This window comes from Njordella calcicola (assembly GCF_056494125.1).
On the sequence record NZ_CM151396.1, the window covers coordinates 3,780,659 to 3,807,578 of the forward strand.

General features: G+C 52.5%; 27 protein-coding genes. 21 read left to right on the forward strand and 6 right to left on the reverse strand.

Annotated elements, in window-relative coordinates; translation table 11 throughout:
• Positions 1 to 26: 26 nt before the first annotated feature.
• Complete coding sequence (locus SH302x_RS14635; protein WP_479363148.1) at positions 27 to 1,817, reverse strand: hypothetical protein; 1,791 nt, start codon at positions 1,815 to 1,817, stop codon at positions 27 to 29.
• A 584-nt stretch (positions 1,818 to 2,401) separates the two neighbouring features.
• On the reverse strand, positions 2,402 to 2,722 hold the full coding sequence (locus tag SH302x_RS14640) for a helix-turn-helix domain-containing protein (protein ID WP_479363149.1): 321 nt from the start codon (positions 2,720 to 2,722) through the stop codon (positions 2,402 to 2,404).
• A 134-nt stretch (positions 2,723 to 2,856) separates the two neighbouring features.
• Here SH302x_RS14640 and SH302x_RS14645 point away from each other — a divergent pair, with 134 nt between their 5' ends.
• On the forward strand, positions 2,857 to 4,479 hold the full coding sequence (locus SH302x_RS14645) for a site-specific DNA-methyltransferase (RefSeq protein WP_479363150.1): 1,623 nt from the start codon (positions 2,857 to 2,859) through the stop codon (positions 4,477 to 4,479).
• Between the two features lie 11 nt (positions 4,480 to 4,490).
• Entirely contained in the window at positions 4,491 to 7,199 is a 2,709-nt protein-coding gene (locus tag SH302x_RS14650; RefSeq protein ID WP_479363151.1) for a DEAD/DEAH box helicase, read from the forward strand.
• Positions 7,200 to 7,217: 18 nt separating this feature from the next.
• On the opposite strand, the gene SH302x_RS14655 is transcribed toward SH302x_RS14650, so the two are convergent.
• The 3 genes from SH302x_RS14655 to SH302x_RS14665 all read right to left on the reverse strand — a co-directional run bounded on the left by SH302x_RS14655 (position 7,218) and on the right by SH302x_RS14665 (position 8,635).
• On the reverse strand, positions 7,218 to 7,922 hold the full coding sequence (locus SH302x_RS14655; protein ID WP_479363152.1) for a carbonic anhydrase: 705 nt from the start codon (positions 7,920 to 7,922) through the stop codon (positions 7,218 to 7,220).
• A 78-nt stretch (positions 7,923 to 8,000) separates the two neighbouring features.
• A complete protein-coding gene (locus SH302x_RS14660) occupies positions 8,001 to 8,285 on the reverse strand; it encodes a TFIIB-type zinc ribbon-containing protein (protein WP_479363153.1) in 285 nt (94 codons plus the stop codon).
• Positions 8,282 to 8,635, reverse strand: coding sequence for a hypothetical protein (locus tag SH302x_RS14665; protein WP_479363154.1), 354 nt, complete (start codon positions 8,633 to 8,635; stop codon positions 8,282 to 8,284). The genes SH302x_RS14660 and SH302x_RS14665 overlap by 4 nt, the downstream gene beginning before the upstream one ends.
• A gap of 134 nt (positions 8,636 to 8,769) precedes the next feature.
• On the opposite strand from SH302x_RS14665, the gene SH302x_RS14670 reads away from it, so the two are divergent.
• The 17 genes from SH302x_RS14670 (at position 8,770) to SH302x_RS14750 (ending at position 24,581) form a co-directional block, all read left to right on the forward strand.
• On the forward strand, positions 8,770 to 9,654 hold the full coding sequence (locus tag SH302x_RS14670; RefSeq protein WP_479363155.1) for a LysR family transcriptional regulator: 885 nt from the start codon (positions 8,770 to 8,772) through the stop codon (positions 9,652 to 9,654).
• A 194-nt stretch (positions 9,655 to 9,848) separates the two neighbouring features.
• Positions 9,849 to 10,550 carry a DUF2490 domain-containing protein gene (locus SH302x_RS14675; protein ID WP_479363156.1) on the forward strand — a complete coding sequence of 234 codons (702 nt, stop codon included), beginning with the start codon at positions 9,849 to 9,851 and terminating at the stop codon, positions 10,548 to 10,550.
• Between the two features lie 468 nt (positions 10,551 to 11,018).
• On the forward strand, positions 11,019 to 12,206 hold the full coding sequence (locus SH302x_RS14680) for a hypothetical protein (protein WP_479363157.1): 1,188 nt from the start codon (positions 11,019 to 11,021) through the stop codon (positions 12,204 to 12,206).
• A complete protein-coding gene (locus SH302x_RS14685; RefSeq protein WP_479363158.1) occupies positions 12,181 to 13,266 on the forward strand; it encodes a hypothetical protein in 1,086 nt (361 codons plus the stop codon). Before SH302x_RS14680 ends, SH302x_RS14685 begins: the two co-directional genes overlap by 26 nt.
• Positions 13,267 to 13,759: 493 nt before the next feature.
• Positions 13,760 to 14,356 (forward strand): sigma-70 family RNA polymerase sigma factor, encoded by a 597-nt coding sequence (locus tag SH302x_RS14690; protein WP_479363159.1) that lies wholly within the window; start codon positions 13,760 to 13,762, stop codon positions 14,354 to 14,356.
• Between the two features lie 92 nt (positions 14,357 to 14,448).
• Positions 14,449 to 14,688, forward strand: a complete 240-nt coding sequence (locus tag SH302x_RS14695) for a hypothetical protein (RefSeq protein ID WP_479363160.1) — start codon at positions 14,449 to 14,451, stop codon at positions 14,686 to 14,688.
• 53 nt (positions 14,689 to 14,741) lie between these two features.
• Positions 14,742 to 14,966 (forward strand): hypothetical protein, encoded by a 225-nt coding sequence (locus SH302x_RS14700; protein WP_479363161.1) that lies wholly within the window; start codon positions 14,742 to 14,744, stop codon positions 14,964 to 14,966.
• Between the two features lie 51 nt (positions 14,967 to 15,017).
• On the forward strand, positions 15,018 to 16,064 hold the full coding sequence (locus tag SH302x_RS14705; RefSeq protein WP_479363162.1) for a PD-(D/E)XK nuclease family protein: 1,047 nt from the start codon (positions 15,018 to 15,020) through the stop codon (positions 16,062 to 16,064).
• A gap of 20 nt (positions 16,065 to 16,084) precedes the next feature.
• Positions 16,085 to 16,888, forward strand: a complete 804-nt coding sequence (locus SH302x_RS14710; protein WP_479363163.1) for an ATP-binding protein — start codon at positions 16,085 to 16,087, stop codon at positions 16,886 to 16,888.
• Complete coding sequence (locus tag SH302x_RS14715) at positions 16,885 to 17,349, forward strand: DUF669 domain-containing protein (RefSeq protein ID WP_479363164.1); 465 nt, start codon at positions 16,885 to 16,887, stop codon at positions 17,347 to 17,349. The genes SH302x_RS14710 and SH302x_RS14715 overlap by 4 nt, the downstream gene beginning before the upstream one ends.
• A 116-nt stretch (positions 17,350 to 17,465) precedes the next feature.
• Positions 17,466 to 17,840, forward strand: coding sequence for a RusA family crossover junction endodeoxyribonuclease (locus SH302x_RS14720; RefSeq protein ID WP_479363165.1), 375 nt, complete (start codon positions 17,466 to 17,468; stop codon positions 17,838 to 17,840).
• Complete coding sequence (locus SH302x_RS14725) at positions 17,822 to 18,412, forward strand: HNH endonuclease signature motif containing protein (RefSeq protein WP_479363166.1); 591 nt, start codon at positions 17,822 to 17,824, stop codon at positions 18,410 to 18,412. The genes SH302x_RS14720 and SH302x_RS14725 overlap by 19 nt, the downstream gene beginning before the upstream one ends.
• Before the next feature lie 2 nt (positions 18,413 to 18,414).
• Positions 18,415 to 18,684 carry a hypothetical protein gene (locus SH302x_RS14730; RefSeq protein ID WP_479363167.1) on the forward strand — a complete coding sequence of 90 codons (270 nt, stop codon included), beginning with the start codon at positions 18,415 to 18,417 and terminating at the stop codon, positions 18,682 to 18,684.
• Positions 18,681 to 21,350: a hypothetical protein gene (locus SH302x_RS14735; RefSeq protein WP_479363168.1), complete on the forward strand. Its 2,670-nt coding sequence runs from the start codon at positions 18,681 to 18,683 to the stop codon at positions 21,348 to 21,350. Before SH302x_RS14730 ends, SH302x_RS14735 begins: the two co-directional genes overlap by 4 nt.
• A 331-nt stretch (positions 21,351 to 21,681) precedes the next feature.
• Positions 21,682 to 22,152, forward strand: a complete 471-nt coding sequence (locus SH302x_RS14740) for a hypothetical protein (protein ID WP_479363169.1) — start codon at positions 21,682 to 21,684, stop codon at positions 22,150 to 22,152.
• A 272-nt stretch (positions 22,153 to 22,424) separates the two neighbouring features.
• Positions 22,425 to 23,465 carry a ParB N-terminal domain-containing protein gene (locus tag SH302x_RS14745; RefSeq protein WP_479363170.1) on the forward strand — a complete coding sequence of 347 codons (1,041 nt, stop codon included), beginning with the start codon at positions 22,425 to 22,427 and terminating at the stop codon, positions 23,463 to 23,465.
• A 117-nt stretch (positions 23,466 to 23,582) separates the two neighbouring features.
• Positions 23,583 to 24,581, forward strand: a complete 999-nt coding sequence (locus SH302x_RS14750) for a DNA-methyltransferase (protein ID WP_479363171.1) — start codon at positions 23,583 to 23,585, stop codon at positions 24,579 to 24,581.
• On the opposite strand, the gene SH302x_RS14755 is transcribed toward SH302x_RS14750, so the two are convergent.
• Positions 24,578 to 25,312, reverse strand: a complete 735-nt coding sequence (locus tag SH302x_RS14755) for a hypothetical protein (RefSeq protein ID WP_479363172.1) — start codon at positions 25,310 to 25,312, stop codon at positions 24,578 to 24,580. The two genes, SH302x_RS14750 and SH302x_RS14755, sit on opposite strands and share 4 nt — an antisense overlap.
• 573 nt (positions 25,313 to 25,885) lie before the next feature.
• Between SH302x_RS14755 and SH302x_RS14760 the strand changes: the two genes are divergently transcribed.
• Together SH302x_RS14760 and SH302x_RS14765 are read left to right on the forward strand one after the other, a co-directional pair.
• Positions 25,886 to 26,401, forward strand: a complete 516-nt coding sequence (locus tag SH302x_RS14760; protein ID WP_479363173.1) for a hypothetical protein — start codon at positions 25,886 to 25,888, stop codon at positions 26,399 to 26,401.
• Positions 26,401 to 26,919 (forward strand): hypothetical protein, encoded by a 519-nt coding sequence (locus SH302x_RS14765; protein ID WP_479363174.1) that lies wholly within the window; start codon positions 26,401 to 26,403, stop codon positions 26,917 to 26,919. The genes SH302x_RS14760 and SH302x_RS14765 overlap by 1 nt, the downstream gene beginning before the upstream one ends.
• Position 26,920: the final 1 nt, after the last annotated feature.

Genomic DNA, 26,920 nt, shown 5'->3' on the forward strand with positions numbered 1-26,920 from the left:
TTCGTCCTTCCGGGTAAGCTAAACATTCATTGCACCGGAAGATCTAACTCAACTGCTCTGAATGAGCCAAAGTCTCGAACCTCGTTAGACTTCACTTTGAATGAAAATGAACTCGGTGGTCCAGCAAACAAGCCATTGGGGTTTGCGGTGACCCATTGATACGGGGCGCCCGGTATGAGACTTGGAAGAGACACCCAACCATCGCGATCAGATGCGAGTTCCTGGTATCGCCCGAGATCGAGGAAAAGCATCGGTGCACCAAGAAAAAGTTCTGTCGGGAACGCTCCCATACTCGGGTCTGCGCTTTTGAAACCAATCTCTAAGCCCGACGAGACTTGTATCGCTTGAACACTCTTCTGTCCAGAAATCGGTTGTCCTTGAGAGTCGATAATCCTTGCACGGGCGCTTCCGCAGGGTTCAAGTTTTACGACCAAGTCCTTTCCGAAATCAGTTTTTGGCGACAATCGCAAGGTCGCCCCGAGTTGTTTCTTCACGTCCAAGAAGTAAAGCTCATTGGTGGTTGTGGGATCTAGCCCATCGACCTCAAACCTTCCCTTCTTGATGGGTCGTCCCCAAATTTCTTGACCATACTGTTGATGGGAATGAGTGTGCATCGGCGTTGATGAAATGACGACGGCAGTGTCAATCGCCTCTCCGTTTGGTCCGACAACGCTACCTTTGGCTGTTGCACCTTTGCGGAGCGGAATCTCCAGGTTATTCAGCTCCTTCCCATCTGGCGCTGTCGATACGGTCACAACAGCTTGGCATATAGACCACCAAGGCGCGTGTTTGCCCTCAAGTATTTGCCCAATCGAAGTCACTTGCGAAACATATGTCGAATCAGGAGCGGTGACAAGGATTACCCCCGACTCATCGGCTGGAACTGGAATTTCAAAGGTTCCATCGCTGGATGAGTATCGATAGTGGTATTCGTTCGACCAGTACATGCGATACGCGTCGTCTCGGCTTAGTACTCTGGGCTTTTCGCGCCGAAGAATGTGGACGTAGCTGGCATTTGCTATAGGCTTTCCCGTTTCTTGATCGATCACTTTGCCACGAATAAAGGTCCCAACTGGCATAGAAATTGGCAAATCAAGTTTAGTTGCCGTCTCGCTCACATTGATTGGACCAGCGGAATAATCTGGGCAGGGAACGCTGGGTGGCGCAAACGCGTAAACATGGACGCGTGTTGCCCAGGGACCACACCGTACACGGTATCGACCTTGATCGTCGGTCTGGGCCCAAATCGCCGCCACATGGGAGTCTGCGGCGACTTCAATGTCCGAAAAAGTTACGCCCACCCATGCTTTCCCTAATGGCTTACCGGTATCTTTCCGCGTTACGGTTCCTGAAACGTAGACCGGGCGAGATAGATTGATCTGCATCGCTTCGGAGGAAGTTGCCGGAAGCCGGATAATACCCTCCTGTTGCCGTAGGCCAATTTGCACACCACGTTCGTAGAGTGCGTAGCGTTCGTCATCAATTCTAATCCAGACTTCTTGTGATTCTTTTGGTACTCCGTGAATCTCAAAGCTGCCATCGGCGAGGGTCTTAGTGACGATTGGTCGTGCTACTTTGCCCGGTTGTGTAGACCCAAACCAGTCAAGTTTATAGCCAGGCATCATAAAGCTTCGCACTTCGATTAGCACGTCTTTAGCAGGCTTGCCGTCTGGATCAATGACCTTTCCGCGAACGTTCTGTTGCTTGGTTAACTGAATACTCCCAAATTGGACTACGCCGTCATCAGCATCAAATTCTATGAAGCGAGTCCCAAAACTTGGCGCGATTACACAGAGCTGGTGATTCGTATCCGACATGGTAGCGGACTCAATAGAAAAGGCGCCGTTTCCTTCCGACTTGCCCCTCCCAAGTTCAAGGCATGGCACTGTAGGATACGGACAGTTCTGTCTCTGGTGCCCGAAAACGTAGACTGCTGCTCCAGAGATGCTTTTACCATCGTCGCCTAGTACCGTACCGGAAACGACGACCTTAGCTTGACGATGCCGATAGCGAGCGATTGCCGGGTGATCACCTCCTTGGGGAGGTAAATCATCGGCTCGAACGCATATCGAGCCAGAAAATACAAGTAATGCGATTATGAATAGCCTCACAAGTGCGTCTCCTTTTTGAGAAAAATCGATTCTGGAATCTTTTGTCTTTTGTAAGTGCATTGGGAGCAGGAAAATGAGCGCACTTTCCTCAAAGAAACGACAAAAAACCAGATGCGATGGCCGCTAGCTTTCTTACTAAGCGCTGAATGGGCAAGTTCATGGGGACCATCCATTAGCTACTGATGTCCATAAAGCCTCAATTAGCTGACGGCCACAGAGGTAAGCCCCTGGTCCGCGAGAAGCAGCACTTTGTTTTGCTGGCGACTTCTATTGACAAGGCTGACGGCTGATCAATCCAGGCTGGCAAGAACCCGATCCAGCTTGCGATCCGAAAGTTCTGCGAGGCGACGGAACGCGTCGGGGCGAGCGATAACGCGACGGCGGATGGGCTCGGGGACCTTTTCGGCAAGCAGTAGCAACTCCTCTTCATCTCCGCCAAGCTCGATGGCCAGCAGATGAAGCAGCTTTTCCGATGGGCTGTGGCCATCTTCGAGTTTGTGGTTCTCGATCTTCGAAAGGTACGTGAAGCCGACGTCCACGCGGGAAGCCAGTTCACGCAGCGAGAGCCGCTTTGCTTTTCGAAGCTCTCGCAATCTCTGTCCAAGCGTCATTTTGTTCGCCACTTGTTCGCAGTGCCCAAAAGCGGTAAATTGTTGCACTCTCTAGTCAACATACCCGAGATCGTTCTCACTGGCTAGTAGCTGGCAGGGCAAGATTTTGATTTGAAAACCAACAGGGAACATGGATGCCAACACTCAACTGGATCGGCAAAGAAGCTGTCGTTGATCATCATCGGCATATCCCTACGCGGTTGCTGGAATGCGACCCAAAGCTTTCGTTCGGAGACCCGGATGCCGAGAATCTGCTCGTTGAAGGGGACAACCTCGAAGCGCTGAAGGCCCTGTTGCCTCGATACCGAGGACAGGTGAAGTGTATCTACATCGACCCGCCGTACAACACAGGCAACGAGAACTGGGTCTACAACGACAACGTTAACGATCCGCGAATCAAGAAGTGGCTCGGGCAGGTTGTAGGCAAGGAAGCGGAAGACTTGTGCCGCCATGACAAGTGGCTGTGCATGATGTACCCAAGGCTCGCATTGCTGAGGGAATTTCTACGGAGCGATGGAGCAATCTTTATTTCGATCGATGACAATGCCGTTGCGCATTTGAGATATGTGTGTGACGAAATCTTCGGAGTTGCCAATTTTATTGCTGCGGTAATTTGGCAGAAGATGTTCTCACCGAAGAATTCCGCTCGTCACTTATCCGAGAGCCACGATTACGTCTTAGTTTATGCGCAGAATGCAGAGTTGTGGCGTCCAAACCTAGTGCCAAGAAGCGACGATCAAAAGCAAAGATACAAGAACCCCGACAACGATCCACGCGGTCCATGGAGTTCAGGCGACTGCTCTGCACGCAACTATTACAGCGAAGGAACTTATGCAATTACCAGTCCATCTGGTCGGGTCATTGCTGGTCCTCCCAAGGGCACCTACTGGCGATTCTCTCAGAAAGAATTTGACCGACTCAATGCGGATAACAGGATATGGTGGGGCAAAGATGGGAATAACGTGCCGCGCGTAAAGCGGTTTCTTACCGATGTCAAAGATGGAATCGTCCCAGAGACCCTTTGGCTACACACCGAGGTAGGCAACACTCAAGAGGCGAAGAAGGAACTTGTGTCAATTTGTGATTTTGAGGATTCTGCGAGCGTTTTTATTACTCCAAAGCCAACTCGCTTGATTCGTCGAATCCTTGACATCGGCAGTGACAAGGATTCAATCATCTTCGATACCTTCGCTGGAAGTGGAACGACGGGGCAAGCTGTGCTTGCCGCAAACAAAGTAGATGGGGGGACACGGAAATGCGTCTTGGTCGAAGTATTGCCTGAAGTTGCAGAACGTGTGACAAGACAAAGACTACAACGAGTTTGCGAAGGCTACGAAGGTAGTTCAGGCGTCACCGTGGATGGCCTTGGCTCTGGATTCCGATACTGCAAACTCGGTCGCACGCTGCTCGATGAGTTCGGTGACATCAATGGCGATGTTCCCTTCACCGACTTAGCTCGCTATGTGTACTTGTTGGAAACAGGCGTACCGGTACCGAAACGCCCAAAGAAAGATTGTCCGTTGCTGGGCGTCCATCAGGGGCGTGCGATTTACTTGCTCTACAACGGCGTGCTAGGTGATCGTCGCCCCGCTGGAGGCAACGTGTTGACCAACAGTGTGTTGGCTGGATTGCCTCCGCATCCAGAAGGAAAAGGTAGTCGTGTCATCTTTGGTGAAGCGACGCGACTCAGCGAATCAACTCTAGCTCGAGAGAACATCGTCTTTCGGCAAATCCCCTATTCATTGCGCGAAAGCTAGGAGAACTGCCGATGTGGCGATTGGCCCTTAAGCAATACCAGACTGAATCTCTCTCGATTCTTCGTAACTATGCCGCGGCCGTGCGTGAGAAATCGCTGCTTGGCGTTCATCGCCCAGAGCATGACGCGTTTGCCGAGTACACCGAGCGAGACTATCTATCGACGCCAGGGTTCGGTGGCGTGCCTTACGTTTGTTTGCGAATCCCGACCGGTGGCGGAAAGACACTTCTGGGCGCTCATGCTGTCGGTGTCGTCGGCCGAAGCTTACTTGCAACCGACCGGCCAGCCGTTCTGTGGATCACTCCGAGCACGACGATTCGCGACCAAACGCTTCGTGGTCTGAAGAATCCCAACCATCCTTACCGCGCGGCGATTGAGGAAGAGTTGGGAGCTGCGATTGAAGTCATGACGCTCGAGGAAGCGCTGACTCGTCCGCAGTTTGTCCGTCCTAGTGGTCCTGCCATCGTAATTGTGACGACGATTCAGTCCTACAGGATTCGCGACGACCGCAGTGGCGAAGAGCTCGACGCAACTCGTAGGATCTATCGTGACAATGGCTATATGAAAGAGCCGCTGGATAAATTGCCAGCGGCTGTGGTTCATGATCTACAGAGGGATGAGTCCGGTCTGATTCAACTGTCGTTGGCGAATGCGCTGAGAGTTCGACAGCCTATTGTGGTGATGGACGAGGCACACAACGCTCGAACGCCAGTTTCCTTCGAATCATTGATGCGATTCGGACCGTCGTTTGTCCTTGAGCTGACGGCCACACCAGAGCAAACGCACGACCCATCGCATCGCACTAATCCAAAGTATGCGAGCAATGTTCTTCACAGCGTCAGCGCCCTGGCTCTCAAGAATGAGGGCATGATCAAGCTGCCTGTTGAGCTTGAGAATCGCTCTGACTGGCTCGAAGTTCTTGCTGCTACCAAGCATCGCCGCGAGGAACTTGAATTTCTCGCTGATCTTGAACATCGGGATAACGGCGTCCAGCCCATTCGACCAATCGCACTGATTCAGGCTCAGCCTAACTCCAAAACCAAAGAGATGCACACGGTTGAGGCTGTGAAGAAGGCGTTGATTGAGAAACTTGAGGTGCCTGAATCCGACGTAAAGATCTGCACAGGTAGTGTCGATGAGATCGGTGACACGGATCTCATGGCGTTGCAGTGTCCCATCCGTTACATCATTACTGTTGACAAGCTGCGCGAAGGCTGGGACTGCCCTTGGGCCTACGTGTTAGGTTCGATTGGAAATACGGCCACCGCAACTGCCGTCGAGCAGTTGATCGGTCGAATTCTGCGAATGCCGAACGCTTGTCCAACGAACGTGCCGGCCCTCGATCGAGCCTATGCGTTTGTGTTGAGCGACAATGTCGTGCAGACTGCGATGCAATTACGCGATCGGATGGTTGAAACCTGTGGATTCGACGAACGCTCCGCAGCAGACGCGTTGCGAGTCAAGGTGAACGCTGCTCAACAAGGACTCGGCTTCAGCCGCATCCCAATGACAGCTCCTCCAGCAACGGACAAGCTCACGCCAACCTTGGCTAATAAGATTCGATGGGAACCTGAGTCGAGCACATTGGTACTTGAGGACTTGCCTACACCCACGGAACTCCACCAGCTTCAAAACGCCGTTAATACTGAGCAAGATAAAAAAGCGATCGATGATTACTGGGAACTAGAAAAACCTGCAGGGATAACACCCAAGTTGCCAGGCCAGTTCGCAGTACCATTCATTGTCCCGCGCTTAAGCGTAAAGACTGATGACCGCCGACGATTGCTTGAGCCTATCGAGCTCGACCAATTTGACTGGGATCTCAATAAGTGTGACGTCTCCATCCCGGAAAGTGAATTCGCATCCGACATCAAGATCGGTAACTCTGCCACCATCGACATTGAATCTCGCGGTGGAAATGAAGCCGGACTGGTCTCGCGAGTTGGTAGCGAAGTACGGCTCCGTCAGCTTGAGCTCATTCGTGAGGACGATGATTGGTCCGAAGTGAACCTGGTTCGCTGGATTGACCGCGAGATTCATCGGGGCGATTCGCTGCAGGGACTGCCACTCCGTTTCAGCCAACCTTGGCTTTTGCGAGTCATCCAGGCATTGGGCCAGAAACGCGGCATTCCGCTTTCGATGTTGGTGCGACGACGCCACGAATTAGCCGAAGTGATTCGTGTCAAAATCACGGACCATGGTCGCATACAGCTACGCAAAGCGACCGAGATGCTGATCAAGGATGACCCGGAGTCAATCACAACGGACAGAGACTTCGCCGTTCATGTGGAAGAGTTTCGCTACAACCCAACACGCGAATACTCCGGCGGCCACAAGTTCAAGAAGCATGCCTTTGACCTGATCGGCGACATGAACAAGAAGGAGCTCGAGACGGCGACGATCATCGACTCGCATCCAAACGTGAAACGCTGGCTTCGTAACCTCGATCACGAGTCACACGGTGGATTCTGGTTGCCGAAATCGCCCGGCAAGTTCTTTCCTGACTTCATCGTCGAATTGCTCGATGGAACCATCGTGATCGTCGAATACAAGAACGCGAAGCTGGCATTCAACCCGGATGAGCAGCACAAACGCGATATCGGTGAGCTTTGGGCACAACGCAGCCCAGACGGCTATCGGTTCGCCTGGGTGGTTGAAGGAGATTGGGAGAAACTAAAAGCGTCGCTTTACAGAGTTCGTGATGCTTCGCATCGTTCATGAATGGATGCGCGTTGACGATCAGCTTGGGCGATCGAAAAAGTCTACTTTACCTCGATCCAAGTCGTAGTACGCGCCAACAATCTTGACACTTCCCTTCTTCTGTGGCTCAAGCAGGATTGGATCAGATTCCATTCTCAGCCTTTGAACGGTTCGCCTAACATTCTCGTGAATGGCACGATCCAGATCAATCTTACCGTTTTTGTCTCTCGCACCGAGAACCGCGGGCAAAATCGGATGGATCATGTCGTCGATGGCACCGGGAAATCGGGCGTCCTCTTCGACAACTTTTCTCGCTGCATCCACCGCTCCACATGCCTCGTGGCCCATAACAACCACGAGCGGAACCTTTAGTACGGCGACGGCATATTCAATCGATCCCATCGCAGCAGTCCCAACGGTATTGCCAGCGTTGCGGATGATGAACAGCTCTCCCAGTCCTCGCCCAAAGAGCAGTTCCGGCGGCACGCGACTGTCAGAACAGGTGACGTAGGCACAGAACGGTGCTTGACCCTTTGCGAGTTCCAGACGACGCTGCGGCCCAATTGGGGGGATTGAGTTGACGCCTGCCAAGAATGCGACGTTGCCATCGATGAGAAATTGCAGAGCCTCATCGGGCGTTAGCGTCGTAAAACCATCCTTCGTAGGGGCTGGGCGAAATGCTTCGCGTTCCTGGGCCTGCACGCTTCCAACGGTTGCCAGCGTGACGGCACCAGTAGATAACATCGATCTTCTCGTTAAAAGGCTCATGTTGTTTCCTGCAAAATGAAAGTGACGTCTACAAAAAATTCGTTGATAATTGGGTTAATCGAAATCCATTAACCTACCTAGCCAGGATTCTTTCTTGTGTGGCTTTTGATGGTAGTTGCTATCGTCGTCTCGACGACGATCGTAATCGGATTCGTTGCGTGGAATGTCCTGCTGACGAACGTTCGGAGGGGCTGCCGGCAAGCTGGCTGACGAAAGTTCAATCAGCTTTTCCAGCTCGCCGCGATCAAGCCAAATGCCTCGGCACTTTGGGCAATAGTCGATCTCGATCCCTTGACGATCCGTCATGTTCAATGCGACGTTGCAGAGCGGACAATTCATTTCAGTTCCTCCTCGTGTGGTATTGCTTGCGGAGCTTTCTTCAGCGTCTTTACTCGACGGTCGGCGTCTCTGCTCAGAGCATGGGTCGCCCGATTTGCAACTCGATGAAGTAACGACAACAAGTTATCGTCCTGGTCCCTAATGACCACGGGTTGCATGCGTCGCAGGTGGAGCACGCAACGACACTGTTTGTCTTCGCCTCCACGTGGACCATTCGTATCCTCGATGTAAAGGCAGACCCGCTTTAGACGGTGACTGAAGCGATGAAGCGAGTTCAAGAAGATCTCCTCGTATTCATGTTCGCCAAAATCGCGTCGCTCAGCTCCGCTGAAGTGAACGGTCAGTTGCATCGTTTTCTCTCATGTTGAAGGGGGTACTTCTGTTTTATTATCTCCACAGCAATAGTCTATGCTTGCACGAGGCTTTTGACAAACTAAACTTTTGCCAATGACGATTTAGAAAAACTTTACTATTGGAGGGCGTCGTGGACTGGCTGAATTACCATCACCTATTGAACTTTTGGTTGGTATCTCGTGAGGGCAGTGTTCAGAGGGCAAGCGAGTTGCTACATGTGACGCCCGCGAGTGTAAGCGTCCAGATCAAACAACTTGAGCGTTCGCTCGGGGTCAAGTTGCTGCAAAAGCAGGGGCGAGGTCTCGTGCCAACCGCAATTGGTGCCGAAGTGGCTGACTATGCTGCCGACATTTTTTCCACTGGTCGCGAACTAATGGAGATGATCAAAGGAGGGAGCGGGGGAAGACCCAGTGAACTGCGGGTCGGAATTCGTGATGCCATGCCGAAACTAGTCGCTTTTTCTCTCCTTCAGCCAGCCATTGAGCTGGAACCCGCGTTCAAACTCGTTTGCATGGAAGCGGAAATGCCTAAGCTCGTTGCCGACCTGGCAATTCACAGACTTGACGTCATCTTGACTGACGCACCGCTCGACCCATTGTACAAGGTCCAGGCTTATTCGCACCGTCTCGGCGACTCTGACGTCGTGATCATGGGGACTACCGATTTAGTTAATAAGTATCGTCGTGGATTTCCTAATTCTCTGGATGGGGCTCCTTTCCTGATGCAGACGAACTCCAACGTGTTGCGTAGGCAAATGGATCAATGGTTCAGTAGGCTGCATCTAGTGCCTCACGTTCGGGCAGAGTTTGACGACAGCGCAATGATGAAAATCGCTGCACGCCAGGGACTTGGTCTCTTTCCCACTCCCGTGTGCATACAAGAAGACATATCGAAACTCTACGGTTTGGAACCCCTTGGTATTGTCGATGGCGTCAAAGAGCGGTTCTACGCGATTTCGACCGAGCGGAAGCTCAAGCACCCAGCCGTGCTCGCGATACGTGAGCACTCTAAGTGACAAGATATTTCGATTCGCCGCAGAATCCGGAAGCCCGCGTTAGTGGAAAAATTAGCATAGGCGTCATCCACGCGTCGCAATGTTTCGGTAACGTGCGTGCGGAGATGATGTTTCGCATTGATAATGCCGAAAGTGCACGATATAGCGGCAGAGATGGAGCTTAGTCGTGAAGTTGCGAGGAGTGTCAATTACGCATGTTTCAACGTATTTTCATTTTGGGATTGGTGTTGGCTTGCTGGTTCGGCTCGACTCGGACGGTCCGTTCGCAGACGCTTGATGACGCAGGGCTTTGGTTTGCGGCTTTCGGGAACGGTAAATTCGAGTCCCTTGATAGCCATTCGCCGTTAAGGTGGTGGTTTGACGCCCATTACCGGCTGCGTGACGACTCTGACGGTTTTGACCAGAGCATTCTTCGGCCTGGGTTGGGTCTGCAAGTTGCAGAGGACCACGCACTTTGGGGCGGCTATGCCTGGATTGGCAACTCGCCCGTGACTGGCGAATACTTTGATGAACATCGATTATGGCAGCAGTGGACGGCAACACCCTCGGTGGACGACTGGCGATTCCTTCACCGAAGCCGCTTAGAGCAACGATGGTCGGAAACCGGCGACGACGTTGGCCTGCGATGGCGGCAAATGCATCGCGCTCAGAAAATCCTAACCGACTGTCCGCAGTGGTCGCTGATCGCGTGGGACGAAGCTTTCTTCCATCTTAACGATACCGATTGGGGAGCCGAAACCGGCTTTGATCAAAACCGAGCATTTCTGGGGGTTGGTTTCAAACGTTGTCCGCACGCTCGAGTCCGAACTGAGATTGGGTATCTGAACCAGTTTATTAATAGGCAGGGCGGCGAAGATGGGATGAACCACATTCTTTCCATCAACTTTTTCTACTGATCAATGTGCAAGACGGATTCGCGGCCCCGAATTGTCCGTCTCGTGTCAGATTCAATTGCACGATTGATGCTCTCGTGCCCGTGATGTGCGTTCACGGACTTGGCCTAACGCTAATTACGGAAATCACACGAGCAATTCGTTTGCCCCCCGCATTTCGGGCGGAGGAAATTGTCCTTCGCACCCTTCTCAAATTGCGGATGGAGTCAATTCTTTCGGAAGCTGTGACCTAACGTGTCACAGCCATCGGGATGATAGCATTCGCGATTGGCAGTGGCTTGGCCTGGATGGAATCACATAGGACAACGGTCATGGACTGGCGGATGGGATGCCCACGCTAGGATTTTTGCACGGTGGAAGCCGTAGGCCAGCCCCTGCCAATCGCACTTTTTGTGCGTCAGTCGTTTGGATCGCTTGACGTTTTAATCAATGAAGGATTGGTATGGCTAATTGATTTTCAAGGTTTGCAACATGACCGCAGTTCGAATTTCGCGCCTGTCGCGCCCCGGTGTTTTGGAATCGATCGATCCCGAGCGATTGTTCGCTCTGCTCCACCCATATGCCGATTTCTTTGCAAATCGGTCTGTCCCGATCGAAGCCCCAGGCTCGATCGATTGCCAAGCGGTCATACGCGAGATAGCCAAAGCCGATCGAGAAACGCCAGCAGACTTGCTGGACGCGATCTCTTTGATTGATGAACTAGCCAACACTGTTGCTGTCGATCTGTTGCTCGATCGAGTTCCAGCTCACACTCTCGGAATCGCTCCTGGAGGGAAGCATTCTTCGGCCGACATCGTCACGGCGGCGTGGCTGTCGAATCGCGAGAAGCTGGTCCAGACCCATGCGTTGTCTCGGATCAAGCGAGTTCGCTCGTACGACTATTTTCAAGCGAGCCAGACCACCGCTCCGAAGTTCGTGACGCCCGCAGAGGAGACGCTTCAGCAACTGGAACGAGATATCGATTCCTGGCATGTGGAGCGATTCCGCGCACAGGGAACGAAGGTTGAAGTCTTCGAGAATGACGAGGAGGTCGAATTCTCCATCATGCACGGAAGCCTCTTTCGACGACAGACGGTTGTAGAAAATGGTCGGTTCGGATTTCAGTCGTTCTGGCCAGTGCAGAGCGCCTCAGCCATCTACAACCGTGAGTTTGGAGAGTTACGGGTCAATGCCAAGACAGCGAGGGAAAAAGCCCTGTACTGCCGTCTTCTGGGCAAGCATATGTTCGGCAACGAGAACCTGTTTCCGACTGGCGTGAAGTACACGCTCGATCCTCTTCGCGAGTTCGAGTTTGATGCACTGGTACCTAGCGATATTGAGGGCGTCCGCGATGTTCGAATGATCGAGCTTTGGCTTGGTGACCCAGATGATCGCTACGGCGTGATAACCATTCGAAAAGGCGACGACCTGCTTGAGTGGGCACAGGCAAAAAACAAGAATATTCGCATCGAGAGGCGCTTGATCTCCGCAACGTTCAAGATGGAGCTTGAGGGACGCAAGACCGAATTGGCGATCACAGTTCGTCCTCCTAATGTTGCCATCTACAGTCGTGGCCGAGTGTCGTCGACCATCGAAGCTTGGCTTACCCAGCGTGGATTCATCATCTCGAAGCAATTGCCGAGGAGGACTCGCCATGAGCCAGCCCTGGCAAGCACTTGAGCAGCTAAACGATGTGGCGACCTCCCATCTGAGCTGGCGGCTATTGCTGGGCGATGCATTTGATTCGCACCGCGAACTCCTCGTGCCGATCAAAGACCTCGCTGCGGCGCTGCCTGTTCCAGGTCGTCCGTACGAGTGGCTGGAAATTGTCGAGGTCGACGATGGTGTCTTCGAAGGCTACAACGAGAAGACCGAGGAGTACGTTCCGGTCGATCGACGCGACATCGTTTGCTACGAGTTCAGCTTTGGCAAGCTCGCCGCAGAGCTGGCTTCTCTAGTTGGGTATGACATGGCATTCGAACGTCTCGGAGGCCCGATGTATCGATACAGGCTTGGTCACTATGGGAATCCCAATGGATCTGGCTTCTCATTGTTCCTGGCCAAAGTAAGCGATCCTCGCCGGCTTGATTGGTGCATCGATGCGTTCTTGGCAGAGTTTCAGCGACCATTCGTTTTGTTTCTCACATCCAAGCGGATGTTGAGTAGTCGCAACGAAACCATGTTGGACTCGAGAGGATCTCTTGTGGTTCCGCTCGATCAATCATTGTTGCTCAGCGATGATGGCGAGTGGTGCCTGTCTCCATGGGCGCGTCAGCAATTGGTTGCTTTCCGCGATCGACTGATGCCACCGGCGAAAACCGTGACTGGTCGATTCCCAACTCCAAGCGGTAGCCGCTGGAGCGATGTGGAGATGCGTTTCAGTGATACCGAGAAGATCAGCGTGGTCATCCGCGACCAGCGACAAGTGTTGACCTACTCTCAGCTGGGGTTGGTTGATTCACGAAGTGGTAAACCCAGCAAGCAGTGGGAGCTGCTTCTTAAGTTTGCTAGAGAACATGGCATGATGACCTGGCTCTCTCCTGACGCCTGCCGAAAGAATCGTAAGCAGCGGGAATTGCTTAACAAGTCGCTTCAACAGTTCTTTGACATCGAGGGCGAGCCGATCGAGCTTACCGACGATAGAAAGGGCTGGAGATGCGTATTCAAATTGCATCCCGAGGACTGGGAGCACTCGTTCTCTTCAGCGAATCAACCAAATCGTCAACAAGACGAATGGTGAAATCGTCGCTGCGCCGGCTGCCATAATCAAAACTAAACAACCGCGAGTCGTTCTGTTGTACACGCGGTTGTAGGCGGCCTTGCGGGGATTAGTTAGCCATCCCCAGCCTCTTGGCGCTTTGAGTCCCAGGCGATGGCGAATCGCTCTCTTTACGGACGTGCGCGCCGCGATCCTTTTCTTCAGCGATGGTTTGCGAAATCCGAACTTCACGCGGTTGCCTCCCACTTCTCTACTGGGAATTTTGGGAATTTCCCAAAACCCTACTACTGGGATTTTATCAAATTTCTCACTGCGTTTAGCCCGTAAATTCCAGGGTTTCCTGTGGCGACGAATGGGAATTTTCTTCTTTCCCGGGACGTTTTGGGAATTTTCGCCAGTAGCGGACGACAGGTCTGATTCACATCAGGAAACAGCCCGCAAACGAGCGGGCGGGCCTCACAGGCTTTAACTCTCGGACCTGTCGCCTGTGGGGCCTCACCCAGGAGGTCCGTCCGTGTCAGACAACCATTCTATCAATCTCGCAGATGACAATTTCGTTCGCAGTGTCATCAATCGTCAAGTTGGAAAGCTGATCGCCAAGTCCGACTTTACCCAGCAGGATCGTAGTGATCTGGTCCAGGAGGTCTACGTCCGTGCGACGAAGAGCCTTCGACTCTACGACCCATCGGTTGGCCATCTCTACCCGTACGTTTGCACCGTGGTGCAACGTCACCTGGCCAACGTGGTTCGCGATCGCTCGGTATCAAAGCGAGCGACCGCCGGCCGCGTCAGTCTCAGCAAGAGCGTCCGCGGTGATGACGGCGGTCAGGTCGAAATGTCCCAGACCTTACACCACCAAGATCAAGACCGACGGTTGGGACGTGAGCGTCGACTCGGCGAGGAGGAACTAAACGACTTGCGCATGGATCTGGCAACGTTCATGTCGAAGCTGCCAGAAAAATTCCAAGACATTCTCCGTCGCCGTCAAACCCACTCGATCACCGAGATTTCTCGCGACCTCAGCATCCCTCGCACCACGCTGAACGACTGGATGGTGCAGATCCGCAAGCTCTTTGAAGAAGCGGGATTTGACAGATATCTGGAATCGTAACCGTCAACTCACCCGTGTACCGGGTATTCCAACAGATAGAGAGAGCACGTTTCAGCCTACACAAGTCACCAGCAGTAGAAGGACATCAGTTAATGAGCGCACCCGCCATGAATGTCGAACAACGAGTCACCGTCTCGCTCGCCTTGCAGCGATACCTGCGAGCAGTCGAACGCTTCGAAGCCGCTTCCAACGAGTTCAACGAATCCTGCCAAACGATTCGTGAGGCACTTCCTCGTGAGAGCCGATTCGTCGCCAACATCTCACACCAGCACTATCTGGTGACCAGCGATCGCGAAGGCAACTTCGAGGTCGAGTCAGTCGACACGGTTTGATTCGCAACCTGTCATCCCCCTCTTCGACCTCCTCGCTGAAAGATCCGCAGGCGATGTCAACACGACCTTTACCCCATGAACCTGGCGATCGGAAGTGCCTGAAGTGCAATGAAATGTTTCGCTCCAAGAGTGCAGCTAACCGCATTTGCAAGAAGTGCTCGCAGATCAATGCGTCGCTGAAAGTGAGTGAAGCACAACTGGCTCGAGAACGAGGCGCTAAGCGACTCAACGGCAATCTGATCGAGGAACAAGACACCTACGAGATGAACTTCTTCTAGACACCGATTTCCTCAACAACGCACCCACAAGACTGTTAACCCCGAGCACCCATGTCACAATTCATTACACAAACCGAATCAAGCGAAAAGACGCTGCTGACCTATTCAGCGCTGAATACGTTTCGTAATTGTCCGCGAAAGTACAAAAACCGCTATCTCGACAATCTGCGACCACGTGAGCGTGCCGAGGCTTTGTCATTCGGTAGCGTGATCCATACAGCGATCGAGCTTTGGTACCGTTCGCCGGATACCGAGTCGCGACTCCCAGATGTCCTCGCCTACATTGATGACGCCTTTGAAAATCGCGTTGTCGATTCCAACCAGATGGTTCAGTGGCATCTGGCAACGGCGATGATCCGTGGTTACGCCGAACGTTACGCAACTGAAGATTTCGAAGTCGTCGAAGTCGAAAAGGAATTCGTTGGTGAGATCCGCAATCCGGACACAGGCCGGCAAAGTCAGACGTTTCGTATCGCTGGCAAAGTCGATGGCATCGTTCGTTGCCACGATGGCTTGTATCTGCTCGAGCATAAGACGGCATCAAATATTGATGCGAGTTATCTAGACAAGCTGTGGACCGACACGCAAATCGCCTTGTACTGCTATTACTTGCGGGAACTTGGCTATCCGATCGTTGGCGTCATCTACAACGTACTACTCAAGAGTCGGCTTAAGCAAGGCAAAGGCGAGACGCAGGCAGAGTACGAAGTTCGCCACGCTGAACTTGCTGCCAAGAACAAGAGCGGTAAGTCGACCGCGAAACGTCAGATGCCAGAGACGGATGATGAGTTCCAATCTCGACTCACCGAGTGGTATTCGCGGCCTGAAGCTTTCCATCGCGAATTCATTTTTCTCTCCGAAGATCGACTGGCAATGCTGCAAGACGAGGTGTGGGAGATCACGCAGCAATACCTTGATGCCCGCCGGCGCGGCAAGTGGCTGCTCAATACCTCGAATTGTTTCTCGTACCAACGACCGTGTGAGTATTTGGCCTATTGCCAATCGGGATTCAATCCAAACGTCGCTGACAACCTGTACGAGATAGCGCTCCCTAACGAAGAGCTATCCCGTGTTAATTCTGAAGCACCCCAATTCTGATTTGAAAGGAAATGTTCTCTATGACAATTACTCTACCAAACACTAAGACCAGACCTATTACGGATCTGGCAAGGCAAAGCATATTGATCTATTCGGTGCCCAAGCTTGGGAAGAGCACCTTTGCTTCTAACTTTCCTGACGCTGTGTTCTTCGAATGCGAGCCTGGACTCAACCACTTAGAAGTGTTCAAGGTGCCGACCTACTCGTGGGAAGCATTCTTGGAAGCTTGCAAGTTGCTGGCCAAGGGAGATCACAATTTCAAAACGATTGTGATCGACACCGTCGACAACGCCTTCAAGATGTGCTCGGACTATGTCTGTGCCAAGCATGGAATCGAGTACGAAGGCGACATGGGCCACGGGAAAGGCTGGGCTCTTGTCAAGAACGAATGGCATCGCGTGCTGACTCGTTTGGCCAGCTTGCCCTATGGCTTGATCCTTATCTCGCACGCGGTCGACAAGACAATCGAAACGCGAACGGGCGAATACACCAAGACCACGCCGAGTTTGCCCGATCGCGCTCGCAACGTCGTGTTGGGCCTGGTCGACATCATCCTCTACGGCGACTCGGTATCTCGCAAAGATGCTACGGGCAACCTCGTTGTTGATCGAGTGCTGAGAACCAAACCTCATCCAACCTACGAGGCTGGCGATCGCACTGGTCGCTTACCCGACATGCTGCCACTCGACTATGCCGCGTTCAACTCGGCATTTAGCGGCACCCCTTCGAATTCAACCGCACAGAGCCCTGCGCCCGGCAAAGGCCCTGCTGCGTCTTCTTCCACTCCGGGCAGCACCCCAGCAGGAAAGGCTGTTAAGCAATGAGCGATTACGAAGAATACGAAACCACCAACCAATCCGTTGATCTGTCGTCGTTCGATGATGAATTCGCAACTGCTGAGGCACCTGAGTACGACGAGGTCCCAGATGGCAAGTATCAAGCTCGCATCGAGTCGGTGAAGCTTGAGAGCAGTCAGAAGGGCGACCCAATGATCAAGTTCGACCTTGAAGTGCTGTCTGGCTCACATGCCGGCCGTCACATCTTCAAGAACTCGGTCATCACACAAGCATCGATCCCTTACGTGAAAGGCGATCTGAAAACGCTGGGCCTGGAGCTTTCCAAGTTCAGTGAACTATCCGGGCGACTTGAAGAACTGCTCGATGTGATCTTGGAAGTCACGAAGCGGACTCGTGGTGACTACACCAACGTCTACTTCAATCGACGCATTCGTCTCGCGGCCGCTTCGAACGGTGAGGTTCCACCATCAACGGACATGCCGTTCTGATCGTTTGCCGCTTGAGTTCGCACGGGTGCGGCTGGGACGGGCAAAGCGAATGAGTTGGTGTTAATCGGCCATTCGCTCCGTCCCGGCTTTCTCTATTGGAATGGAAGGACACATGGATGGCTGTTGAACTCGAACTCCCTTATCCGCCGTCAATCAATCACTACTTCAGCTATTACCAAGGGCGTCCAGTTCTATCTAAGGATGCACGCACCTATCGACACCAGGTACGTCGCATCGCGATTACTAAGGGAATTAAGCCTTTGATGGGACCGTTGAATGTCCATATCGATATCTATCCGCCAGACAAACGAAGGAGAGATATCGACAACTGCTTTAAGAGTGTCTTGGATGCCCTGCAACATGCTGGAGTCTTTTGGGATGACAGCCAGATCATTGTGCTACATGCAGTCAAGCATCCGACTGCACAGGAGGGTTCCATCGTTGTCGCAATTCATGAACTGGAGGACGCAGTATGCCAAGAATTACGTTGATTTGCTCGCAGTGCAAGCGACCATTTCATGTGTGGCCTTACCGCTTGAAGAAACACGTTCAGTTTTGCTCGCGAGGTTGTAAGAACGTTGCGTCACTGGGGCAGGTGCCAGTGAATCGCGTCAACCTAGTTGGACAATTGTTCGGCGAATTGACTGTGATTGCATGTGAAGGCGCGGAGAGAGGTCATACAGTTTGGCGCTGTCAATGTCGTTGTGGAAACGAAACGAGTGTTCGCAATGGCAATCTTCAATCTGGCAGCGTGCGATCCTGTGGTTGCTTGACGCGTCGATCAGGCGAACAGAGCCCCAACTGGCGAAATGGATTCACCATAAGCACGCATGGTTACAAGCATATCCTGACCAGTGATCCTACTGGAACCAATCGATACGAACCAGAGCATCGGATTGTAATGGCTAAGGTTCTAGGGCGACCTCTAACCAGCGATGAAGTTGTCCATCACATCAATCGAGACAAGACTGACAATCGACCAGAAAACCTGATGGTTTTATCGCGAGCAGAGCACGCGGCCCTACATGCCGCCGAAGATCAAATCGCAATGGAGATCGCTTAGCCATGTCGCAACTCACCCGTTTCAGTCGCCCGATCATACGGCATTTGCCAAGCCTCAATCTCGTTGTCCGCTTCGATGATTTGGGCATCTCCGTCCGCGCTTATCGCTGCCGCAAATGGAAAAGCGTCACGTGGGCTCAGCTTGCATCGCTGGCGGATGATACCGAGCCAGTGGTTCGGTTTTGTGAGACGGATCATGGGTCACGAGTATTGGAGGCGATGGGAGTACGTCTTCCTAAAGATGATCAATCAGCTAGAGGTGGCCCAGCTTGAGTCATCCAGCGATTACTTTATTGACGACTCTGTTCGAGCCAGCGGACCTGATCCTTTTTCGACCTGTTGAGGCATGGACCGAAGGGGGACGGAAACGCAGTCGTGTCGATTATGGCAACGTTTGCTACCGGCCTGCCAAGGTAACGACACTTGAGCAAACGTTGACTCGACTGGAAACCAGCTCCGAGTCTGAACGAACGAATCTATTCTTCGGCGTCTGCCCACGGGTTGGTAATAAAGGTCGGTACGATCTCGCCTGGCAGATTCGCACTATTCGCTGCCTCTGGGCTGATCTCGATGGATGCGATGTTGCTCAAGCTGCAGAGCGTTGTGCTTCACAATCGATGCCCTCGCCAACAGCGATCGTCAATAGCGGCAATGGCGTGCATCTGTATTGGCTCTTGGATCGTCCTCTTCTGATCGACGATGTTGGCAATCCTCCTCCCGTCGAAACGGAATGGACCATTGGCAGCGACGGACGGAAGAAACCGCGGCGTTACATCCTTGATGGCAAAGATCGTGTCTACGTTGATCGACGTCATCATCTGACCAAGACAAGTCCAAAGGCTCTACAGGCCCAGGACCTGCTTACAGGCATCGCGGCCACGATCAATGCAGACCACACAACGGACCTCACTCGTTTACTCCGACTTCCGGGAACATGGAATCGCAAGGAACAACGTAATGGTCGCGAACCGGTCAAAGCAGAACTAGTCGAATGTGACGGCAACCGTCGGTATCCAATCGAAGCGTTTCAAAAGTTTGCCAAGTCGTGTGAAGCCACGAAGCGTCAACGACAGATCGATGCGATGCCACTGCCTGCCGTGCGAAAGCTATCGGCTGGTAAGTCTGACAAGCTTTCGGAGCTTATTGCTGCATGCACGATCGCTCCGGAGGGCTCTCGATCCGAGGCAGACTTCGCAGTCTGCTGCTATGCAATTAGAAATGGAATCGCCAAGGATGAGGTTTGGACACGGCTGCAATCCGTCGGCAAGTTCGCTGAGCAAGGTCGCCGCTATTTCGAATTGACCTGGGAAAGCGGTGAGTACGATGTGCGGGCCACTTTGTGCGATCGCTTGCAGAAGCGTTTGCCGCAGGAAAGTCCTGCAGTAGCTGCACCCACTGGCGGCCAGCAGACGGATGAACCCGAAGAACGACGCACCATTACGATCGATTCGCGATCAACCCCCGTCGCTTCAACCATGGGGCAGATCACCGAACGATTGCTTTCCACAGGCTCTTGTTTCAACCGGATGGAACAATTGGTTGTGGTTCGAGAGCAATCAATTTCGCCTGTTCTCTCATCGGCGGAATTGACAGGACTGCTCAATCAGCACGTCGAGTTCTACTTCGTTAATGAAGATGGTGGCGAGTACAAACCACTGCCAACATCTTACGCGAACACTTGGCTCAACAACGTGGGCCAGCGCGAACGGCTGCCAGCAATTCGACTGTTTAGCCACAATCCGATCTACACGGAGGACTGGCGGCTGGTCAGCCCCGGCTTCGATACCCAATCGGGTTTCTATTACGCGGGGCCAAACATCGAACCCGTGGAAGGGACCAAGCATCTCGATACGTTGCTTCGAGATTTCTGCTGGAGAAAACCAACGGATCGCACTAACTACATTGGAATCTTGCTAACGGGTTTGCTTGTCTCTCGATTTATCGGTTCCAAGCCAGCCGTACTGTTCAACGGTAATCAACCCGAGCTTGGTAAATCGGTTCTCGCACAAATCTTGGCAATCTTACGCGATGGCCATCATGTGGAAACCGCCTCGTACAACGCCAACGACGAAGAGTTCGAAAAGCGTCTCGGAACAATTGTTCGTCATGGCGTCACCACCATCATCATTGATAACGCCAAGGCACGCGGTCGCAATCCCAAGATCGATTCTGCCTGCCTCGAGAGATCCATCACCGACCCGATTCTTTCCTTTCGTTTGCTGGGCTTTTCGCAAGAGATCCGCGCTGAGAACTCGCATCTGTTTTGCATCACTGCCAACTCGCCTGATGTAAGTCGAGACCTTATCACTCGCTGCGTGGCCATCAATCTGCACCACGAAGGCGATCCCACGAAGCGATCCTTCTCGATGGACGATCCGGAGGGGTACGTTCAAACACATCGACTTCAGTTGCTCGGCGAACTGATAAACATGGTCGAGCGATGGAAGGCCAGCGGAATGCCATTAGCCAAGGTGCAAACGCGTTTTAACAAGAAGGGCTGGGGCAATATCATCGGCGGAATTCTGGAAGCCAATGGTGAACCAGACTTCATGATCAACGCTGACGATGCCGCCAGCGAGATGGATGAGACCCGCCGTGAGTTCGAGGAGCTGGTCACGACGCTCGCGAAGCACCCGCAGGGGATCTGGTCGTCATCTGAGTTAACAGACCTCGCAAACAAAAACTTCGTTCTTCAGTCTGAACTCGGCGACGGCACTCCGCGCTCACAGACCACGCGCATGGGCAAACTGGCGGGTCGATTTGTTGGCGAGCGATTCAAGCTCGATGACGGCTCTTTCGCAGTATTCAAACGGATCTTTAATGGCCAATACAACCAGTATCAGGTCTTCATTGAGTCAGGCCAAAGTGACCGCTTAGGACTTCCGGACGTTGGAAACCAAACGTCCGGGAACGTCCGGGAATTGGAGCTGTTTTCATGATCAGTATCAAAAACGCCAATAGTGCGGTGCCGTTCAATCAATTTCGCTGCTTCCACATGCGAAGCTCGGTGTCCACTTCCGGACGTTTAGGACATTTCCCGGACGTAAAGATTTCCAAACGTCCTAACTTTTTACCCAGCATTTTCATTGGTGGCTTAGGACGTTCCGGACGTTCCGGACGTTTGTCAGGAGTTAGTTGTTGGGAGGGTAAACGAACGTGTTTTTCCCCGTATGTAGATCGTATAGGGAAACACGTCCTAAACGTCCGGACGTCCGGGAATGCCTCAAACAACATTTCTCAATCACCCCAGAATCGAAAGGCCTCGTCACTATGAATCACGCGTTTGATTCTCGCCCAACCCTCTACAACGGCGTCCTGTTCCGTTCCCGCTTAGAAGCTCAATGGGCGTGCTTCTTTGATCAAGCGAAATGGCAGTGGGACTATGAGCCCATGGACCTCGCTGGCTGGACGCCTACCTTCCGTGTTGAGTTTCCATGTGGTCACTCCGAATGCTCAGACACCCATGTGCTGCTGATCGATGTGCAACCGTTCGATGACATCGCATCGTTTGCTGGCCGTCGTTGCATGGACTTCGCATTCGGCGAGTGCTGGAAGCCAACCGGTGAGATTGAATCCATCCCCGCTGATGCATCAGCCGCATTCGGAATCAATCCCGATGTGACCTATTGGGAGATGTCTCACGGCGCGGGCGGCGGAGTTGATAACGTCCGAAATTGGGTGCCAACCAAAGCCCACGAACTCTGGAAGACAGCCGGGAACATCATCCGAGGCTGCTTATGAGTAACCAATCGAGAACGCAAGTCATCGCACACGTTAGCGCAAGTCGCAACCGTTGCACTGCGTTCGAGTGCAACGTCCAGCCAGCACGACGACGCGTCAGTGGGCCAACCGTGGGCCTCACGGCGCGTCTGCCACAATGGCACTCGATACCGAACATGCTTAGGTACTTCCGGCCCGAAACCACCGATCTTGGGCTGCGGGAACAGCCGCGCGATTAGACACAGTTTGTTTGTTTTGTCCGACCCCCAGCTCCCTAGCCAAAGGATTGCATTATGACCACCACTGCCCTGCAGATTGAAATGTGGACGCTTGATCGCGTTCGTCCGTATGAGAACAACCCTCGCAACAACGACAAAGCCGTTGACGCGGTTGCAGCTTCAATCAAGGAATTTGGATTTTCGCAGCCAATCGTTGTCGACACCGATAGCGTCATCATTGTCGGCCACACGCGCTTGAAGGCCGCGCAGAAGCTTGGACTTGAACGCGTCCCAGTTGTTGTCGCTTCGCATCTGACGCCAGAGCAGGTTCGAGCGTATCGGATCGCCGATAACAAGACCGCTGAGATCGCAGAATGGAATTACGATCTGTTACCGATCGAATTGTCGGCATTGCAGGAAGCGAACTATGATCTTGGGCTCCTCGGCTTCAACGCTGAGGAACTTGCGAAGCTGATGGATACCGGAGTCGAAGAAGGATTTACCGATCCCGATGAGATTCCCGAGCCACCGGACGCTGCTATCACTCAGCCAGGCGATCTTTGGATCCTCGGTAACCATCGACTGCTATGCGGCGATTCGTCAAAGCCAGAGGACCTCGATCAATTGCTGGCTGGCAAGCCGATTCATCTTTGCAATACCGATCCGCCTTACAACGTCAAAGTCGAACCGCGATCCAATAACGCGATCGCGGCTGGTCTATCGTCATTCACCAACGACGCAGCAGCCGGCCGACTGAAGCAAGGTCAAGGGAATGCTGCTTCGTTCGGCGTCGACCATAAAACTGGCAAACCGAAGAATGCAGCCACCCACAAGAAGCTAAGACCTAAGGATCGACCGCTCGCGAATGACTTTGTGAGCGAAGAAGAGTTCGATCGACTGCTTGATGCTTGGTTCGGCAACATTGCTCGCGTGTTGTTGGCTGGCCGATGTTTTTACATCTGGGGTGGCTATGCAAATTGCGGAAACTATCCACCGTTCCTTGCCAAGCACGGTTTGTACTTTTCGCAGTCCATCATCTGGGACAAGCAGCATCCAGTCCTAACACGCAAGGACAGGACGGGTAGCCGTGTGAAGACGAAGGATTTTGCATGGTAAATCACGGTCATTCCGTGTTGGCGTAATCAAGACTCCAACGATCTCGCGAAGTCTGGTAAACTAACCGTCCGAGGAAAAAGTTCCAAAAATTGGTTTCGCAAGGAGAATACCCCCGCTATGACGGCATCACCTACCAAGCAACGCGCACCCAGAAATCGCACAATCACCATCGATGATAACGAACGGGCACGTCTCTCACCGCTCTTGAAGACGATCGAAAAACCTGTTGATCGTCTCCCGGAAGGCATCGTGCTTGGGGATTGCCTTAAGATCGCTCCACTTCTGCCAGCCGCCAGTGTCTCTCTTCTCTTTCTCGACCCACCCTATAACCTTACCAAAAAGTTTAATGGCTCAAAATTCAACCGCAGGAGTGTGCAAGAGTATACCGACTGGCTCGACAACGTAATCGTAAGCTTCAAACGCTGCCTGACCAACGAAGCCACAATTTACATTTGTGGTGATTGGTACAGTTCAGCTTCGATTTTTGAAGTTGCAACCGAGCACTTTGTCGTTCGTAATCGAATTACATGGGAGAGGGAGAAAGGGCGCGGTGCTTTGACCAACTGGAAGAATTCATCCGAAGACATTTGGTTTTGTACCGTTTCTGAATCTTATCAGTTTCATGTCGACGAAGTGAAATTGCGACGCAAGGTTATCGCTCCCTATCGGAATCAAGATGGGACGCCGAAAGACTGGTCCGAAACGGCAGACGGGCAATTCCGAGATACTCATCCTTCAAACCTTTGGACAGACATCACTATTCCATTTTGGTCGATGCCAGAAAACACAGACCACCCAACTCAAAAAAGTGAAAAGCTTCTTGCTAAGCTGATTTTAGCTAGTAGCAGCGAGGGGGATTGGGTTTTAGACCCCTTCGCAGGGAGTGGGACGACCTGCGTAGTTGCTCAAAAGCTCGGTCGTAAGGGGTGCGGGATTGAGCTCGATAATGAGTATGCATGCCTAGCACAAAAGCGACTCGAAATGGCGTCCGGTGATAACTCGATCCAGGGGTATAGCGATAAGGTATTTTGGGAACGCAACACGTTATCGATCCAAGAGCAAACGAAGCCGGGCAAGAAAGCGAGCAGCAGCGTGACGCCCACTCTATTTTCCTAGAGTTCCAGCAAACGCTTTAAGTATGCCTCGGCCTTGGCTTCGTCGATTTCTTCCTTGTAATCGTTGGCGAATACTTGAGAGAACTCCCCGGTGAGTTGTGTTACCCCACGAGAGTTTCGGCCAGCCCAATGAAACTGGATTCGGGTCGCAGCCAGCATAGTCCGATCAAGTATCGAGATTAAGGTTGAGGTAACTTCCATTGTTTCGAGTGTTATCCCGATGAAACAAAAGACGATAGCAGTCTTACCTCTTGCGAGGTTCATCAAAGCCTTATCAACGTTGTAAGCCTTGGGGCTAGAGCTCCTCTCCATGAGCTTCGTCTTAATCTCAAGTGAAACCTCTATGCCATCAGTTTCCCGAACGATATCCGCAAGATTGTGCTCGTTTATTCCACCGGTAATCAATTGCTCGATTTGATTGCCACGAAGGTTTACGTTATCAATTTCAGCTACAGCCAGGATCTGTTGCTTCTTCTCGGCCACTATCTCTGCGATCTCAGACTTCAACTGCTCGTACTTGTAGCTCGAGCTAAGCTCCTTGGCTATCTTTGGTGCACGGAGTATGTTTTCAACTTGAAAGCCAGTTGGTTCAAACCGTTTGCCAGTGCCGACGATGTTGCCAGTTGCTTCAACAAGCCTTGTAAGATTTTCTTCCCAGGTAAATTCCTGATGCATTGAGAAAAGCTTCTCAAAGTTCGATGGAACGTTGGGAATGCCCTCCAGTTCCCGCAAGATATCGTGTCCAAGAAAACTTCCTCGGACGTTGTCTAGTCTCAGTTCATGCGAAGAATGACTTATCTTTTTTAGAAAGGTCGTGTTCGCAAGGAAGTACTCGGTTTGAGTCGGCCGCAACAAAACCACAACTAGTGGCTTTGAATCAAACGGCTTTAGTGCGGACAGGGATAAAACAACATTCGAGAACGAATTCCCAGCGGAGCTTGAGAATCGAATAGCAAAAGTATCTCCAACGTAGACCGATCGCATCTTTCGAAGATTCAGCTCTTGAGCAACTAGGGCAGCGATCTTGTCCTTTGAAGCAGATTTGTTCGCTGATCGGACGCTTTCGACGACGCTCACCAAATTGGCAATACTCAAGTCACTACCCCTCGATTGGACTCCGTTGGCATAAAATTGCTAGCATAGCAGCAGGGGCGGCGTTGGACTAGTGCTGGGACATGCAGCTTCGTCCGTTCAAAAACATTTCGACCTCGTTTTACGAATCGCCGGCTGCGGAGGCAATAAGCATCTGGACAAGCAATTTGGCTTGTCGCGAGGGAAATGAGCCAAAACCAAGGAGACTAACGAATGGCGATTGGACTGACTTTCGAGGAGTACGTTGAACTGAAGCTGATGCCGCCCAAGCATGCGGATCGGGCGTTTGTAACGGCTGCCGAGCACATGCGGGATGAAGCGTTCCCGATGTCGCTTTCCCAAGCTGCTTGGCATGTGCGGACGCGTGGCTACGACTGCCGACCGGAAAGCCTCGAACTGCTGGTCAAGCAGCAAACGGTTGAACCAATGGACGTGGACGCCTGGACGCGAGCCGATGTCGATGCGGTTTGCGACTACTTCGAACAGCACGGCTTCTATGTACCCTACGCCGAAGCGTGTCGCGTCCTTGGATGCAGCTACGCATCTTTCCTCAGAGCGTTGAAGGACGCCGCAGAACGCGAGACTGCAAAGTATGGCATCCAAGTGCGGGCAGATGATCAGCTCTTCGTGATGCATCGCGTTCCGCCTCGCGACGACAAGGAATCCGTTATCACTTTCACTCTTTGCGATGACATTCGCGAGCGGCTCGAGCGTGGCGAAGGGGTGTGATGGAATCTTCAAACCCCAACGCAATCGAGCTAACGGACGATCTCATCGATTACATCGAAGCCATCACGGCTAAGGTGGCATCGAAAGTAATCCCGAAGCAGATCGATCTAGCTGACGTGAAGCAGCATGTTCTGTGTCAGTGCGTAAATAGCCCACCCGAGTTCGATCCGACCAAGAACGCCAGCGTAAAGACGCTCTTGTATGTCGTCGTCCAACGGCAAGTTTGGAAGTATGCGAAATCGCTAGAGCGACTTGGATACGAGCCATCGTTCAATGCCGACTTGCATGGCACGGCATATCGAGTCGCCGAGCTGAATTTCGATCAGCCATCGTTTATGGACTACATCGTCGACGACGAGATTCGTCGCATGTGTTTATTGATGATGGAACACGACGCCAACGTTAGCGAAGTCGCTCGCTCGATGGGTGTCACGGAAGGAACGATTCGTCATCGATTGAAGTCGCTGCGAGGCAAACTCCGAGCGGCCGGCTTCGATCCATTTGCGGAGGTGAAATGAA

Bases quoted from the DNA above. Each gene is read 5' to 3' on its own strand.
- SH302x_RS14655 (WP_479363152.1), bottom strand. From the start codon at position 7,922: ATGTTATCTACTGGTGCCGTCACGCTGGCAACCGTTGGAAGCGTGCAG.
- SH302x_RS14705 (WP_479363162.1), top strand. From the start codon at position 15,018: ATGTCACAATTCATTACACAAACCGAATCAAGCGAAAAGACGCTGCTG.
- SH302x_RS14680 (WP_479363157.1), top strand. From the start codon at position 11,019: ATGACCGCAGTTCGAATTTCGCGCCTGTCGCGCCCCGGTGTTTTGGAA.
- SH302x_RS14765 (WP_479363174.1), top strand. From the start codon at position 26,401: ATGGAATCTTCAAACCCCAACGCAATCGAGCTAACGGACGATCTCATC.
- SH302x_RS14660 (WP_479363153.1), bottom strand. From the start codon at position 8,285: ATGAATTGTCCGCTCTGCAACGTCGCATTGAACATGACGGATCGTCAA.
- SH302x_RS14715 (WP_479363164.1), top strand. From the start codon at position 16,885: ATGAGCGATTACGAAGAATACGAAACCACCAACCAATCCGTTGATCTG.
- SH302x_RS14710 (WP_479363163.1), top strand. From the start codon at position 16,085: ATGACAATTACTCTACCAAACACTAAGACCAGACCTATTACGGATCTG.
- SH302x_RS14685 (WP_479363158.1), top strand. From the start codon at position 12,181: ATGAGCCAGCCCTGGCAAGCACTTGAGCAGCTAAACGATGTGGCGACC.
- SH302x_RS14645 (WP_479363150.1), top strand. From the start codon at position 2,857: ATGCCAACACTCAACTGGATCGGCAAAGAAGCTGTCGTTGATCATCAT.
- SH302x_RS14750 (WP_479363171.1), top strand. From the start codon at position 23,583: ATGACGGCATCACCTACCAAGCAACGCGCACCCAGAAATCGCACAATC.
- SH302x_RS14760 (WP_479363173.1), top strand. From the start codon at position 25,886: ATGGCGATTGGACTGACTTTCGAGGAGTACGTTGAACTGAAGCTGATG.
- SH302x_RS14640 (WP_479363149.1), bottom strand. From the start codon at position 2,722: ATGACGCTTGGACAGAGATTGCGAGAGCTTCGAAAAGCAAAGCGGCTC.
- SH302x_RS14665 (WP_479363154.1), bottom strand. From the start codon at position 8,635: ATGCAACTGACCGTTCACTTCAGCGGAGCTGAGCGACGCGATTTTGGC.
- SH302x_RS14675 (WP_479363156.1), top strand. From the start codon at position 9,849: ATGTTTCAACGTATTTTCATTTTGGGATTGGTGTTGGCTTGCTGGTTC.
- SH302x_RS14635 (WP_479363148.1), bottom strand. From the start codon at position 1,817: ATGTCGGATACGAATCACCAGCTCTGTGTAATCGCGCCAAGTTTTGGG.
- SH302x_RS14740 (WP_479363169.1), top strand. From the start codon at position 21,682: ATGAATCACGCGTTTGATTCTCGCCCAACCCTCTACAACGGCGTCCTG.
- SH302x_RS14695 (WP_479363160.1), top strand. From the start codon at position 14,449: ATGAGCGCACCCGCCATGAATGTCGAACAACGAGTCACCGTCTCGCTC.
- SH302x_RS14650 (WP_479363151.1), top strand. From the start codon at position 4,491: ATGTGGCGATTGGCCCTTAAGCAATACCAGACTGAATCTCTCTCGATT.
- SH302x_RS14725 (WP_479363166.1), top strand. From the start codon at position 17,822: ATGCCAAGAATTACGTTGATTTGCTCGCAGTGCAAGCGACCATTTCAT.
- SH302x_RS14720 (WP_479363165.1), top strand. From the start codon at position 17,466: ATGGCTGTTGAACTCGAACTCCCTTATCCGCCGTCAATCAATCACTAC.
- SH302x_RS14730 (WP_479363167.1), top strand. From the start codon at position 18,415: ATGTCGCAACTCACCCGTTTCAGTCGCCCGATCATACGGCATTTGCCA.
- SH302x_RS14700 (WP_479363161.1), top strand. From the start codon at position 14,742: ATGTCAACACGACCTTTACCCCATGAACCTGGCGATCGGAAGTGCCTG.
- SH302x_RS14745 (WP_479363170.1), top strand. From the start codon at position 22,425: ATGACCACCACTGCCCTGCAGATTGAAATGTGGACGCTTGATCGCGTT.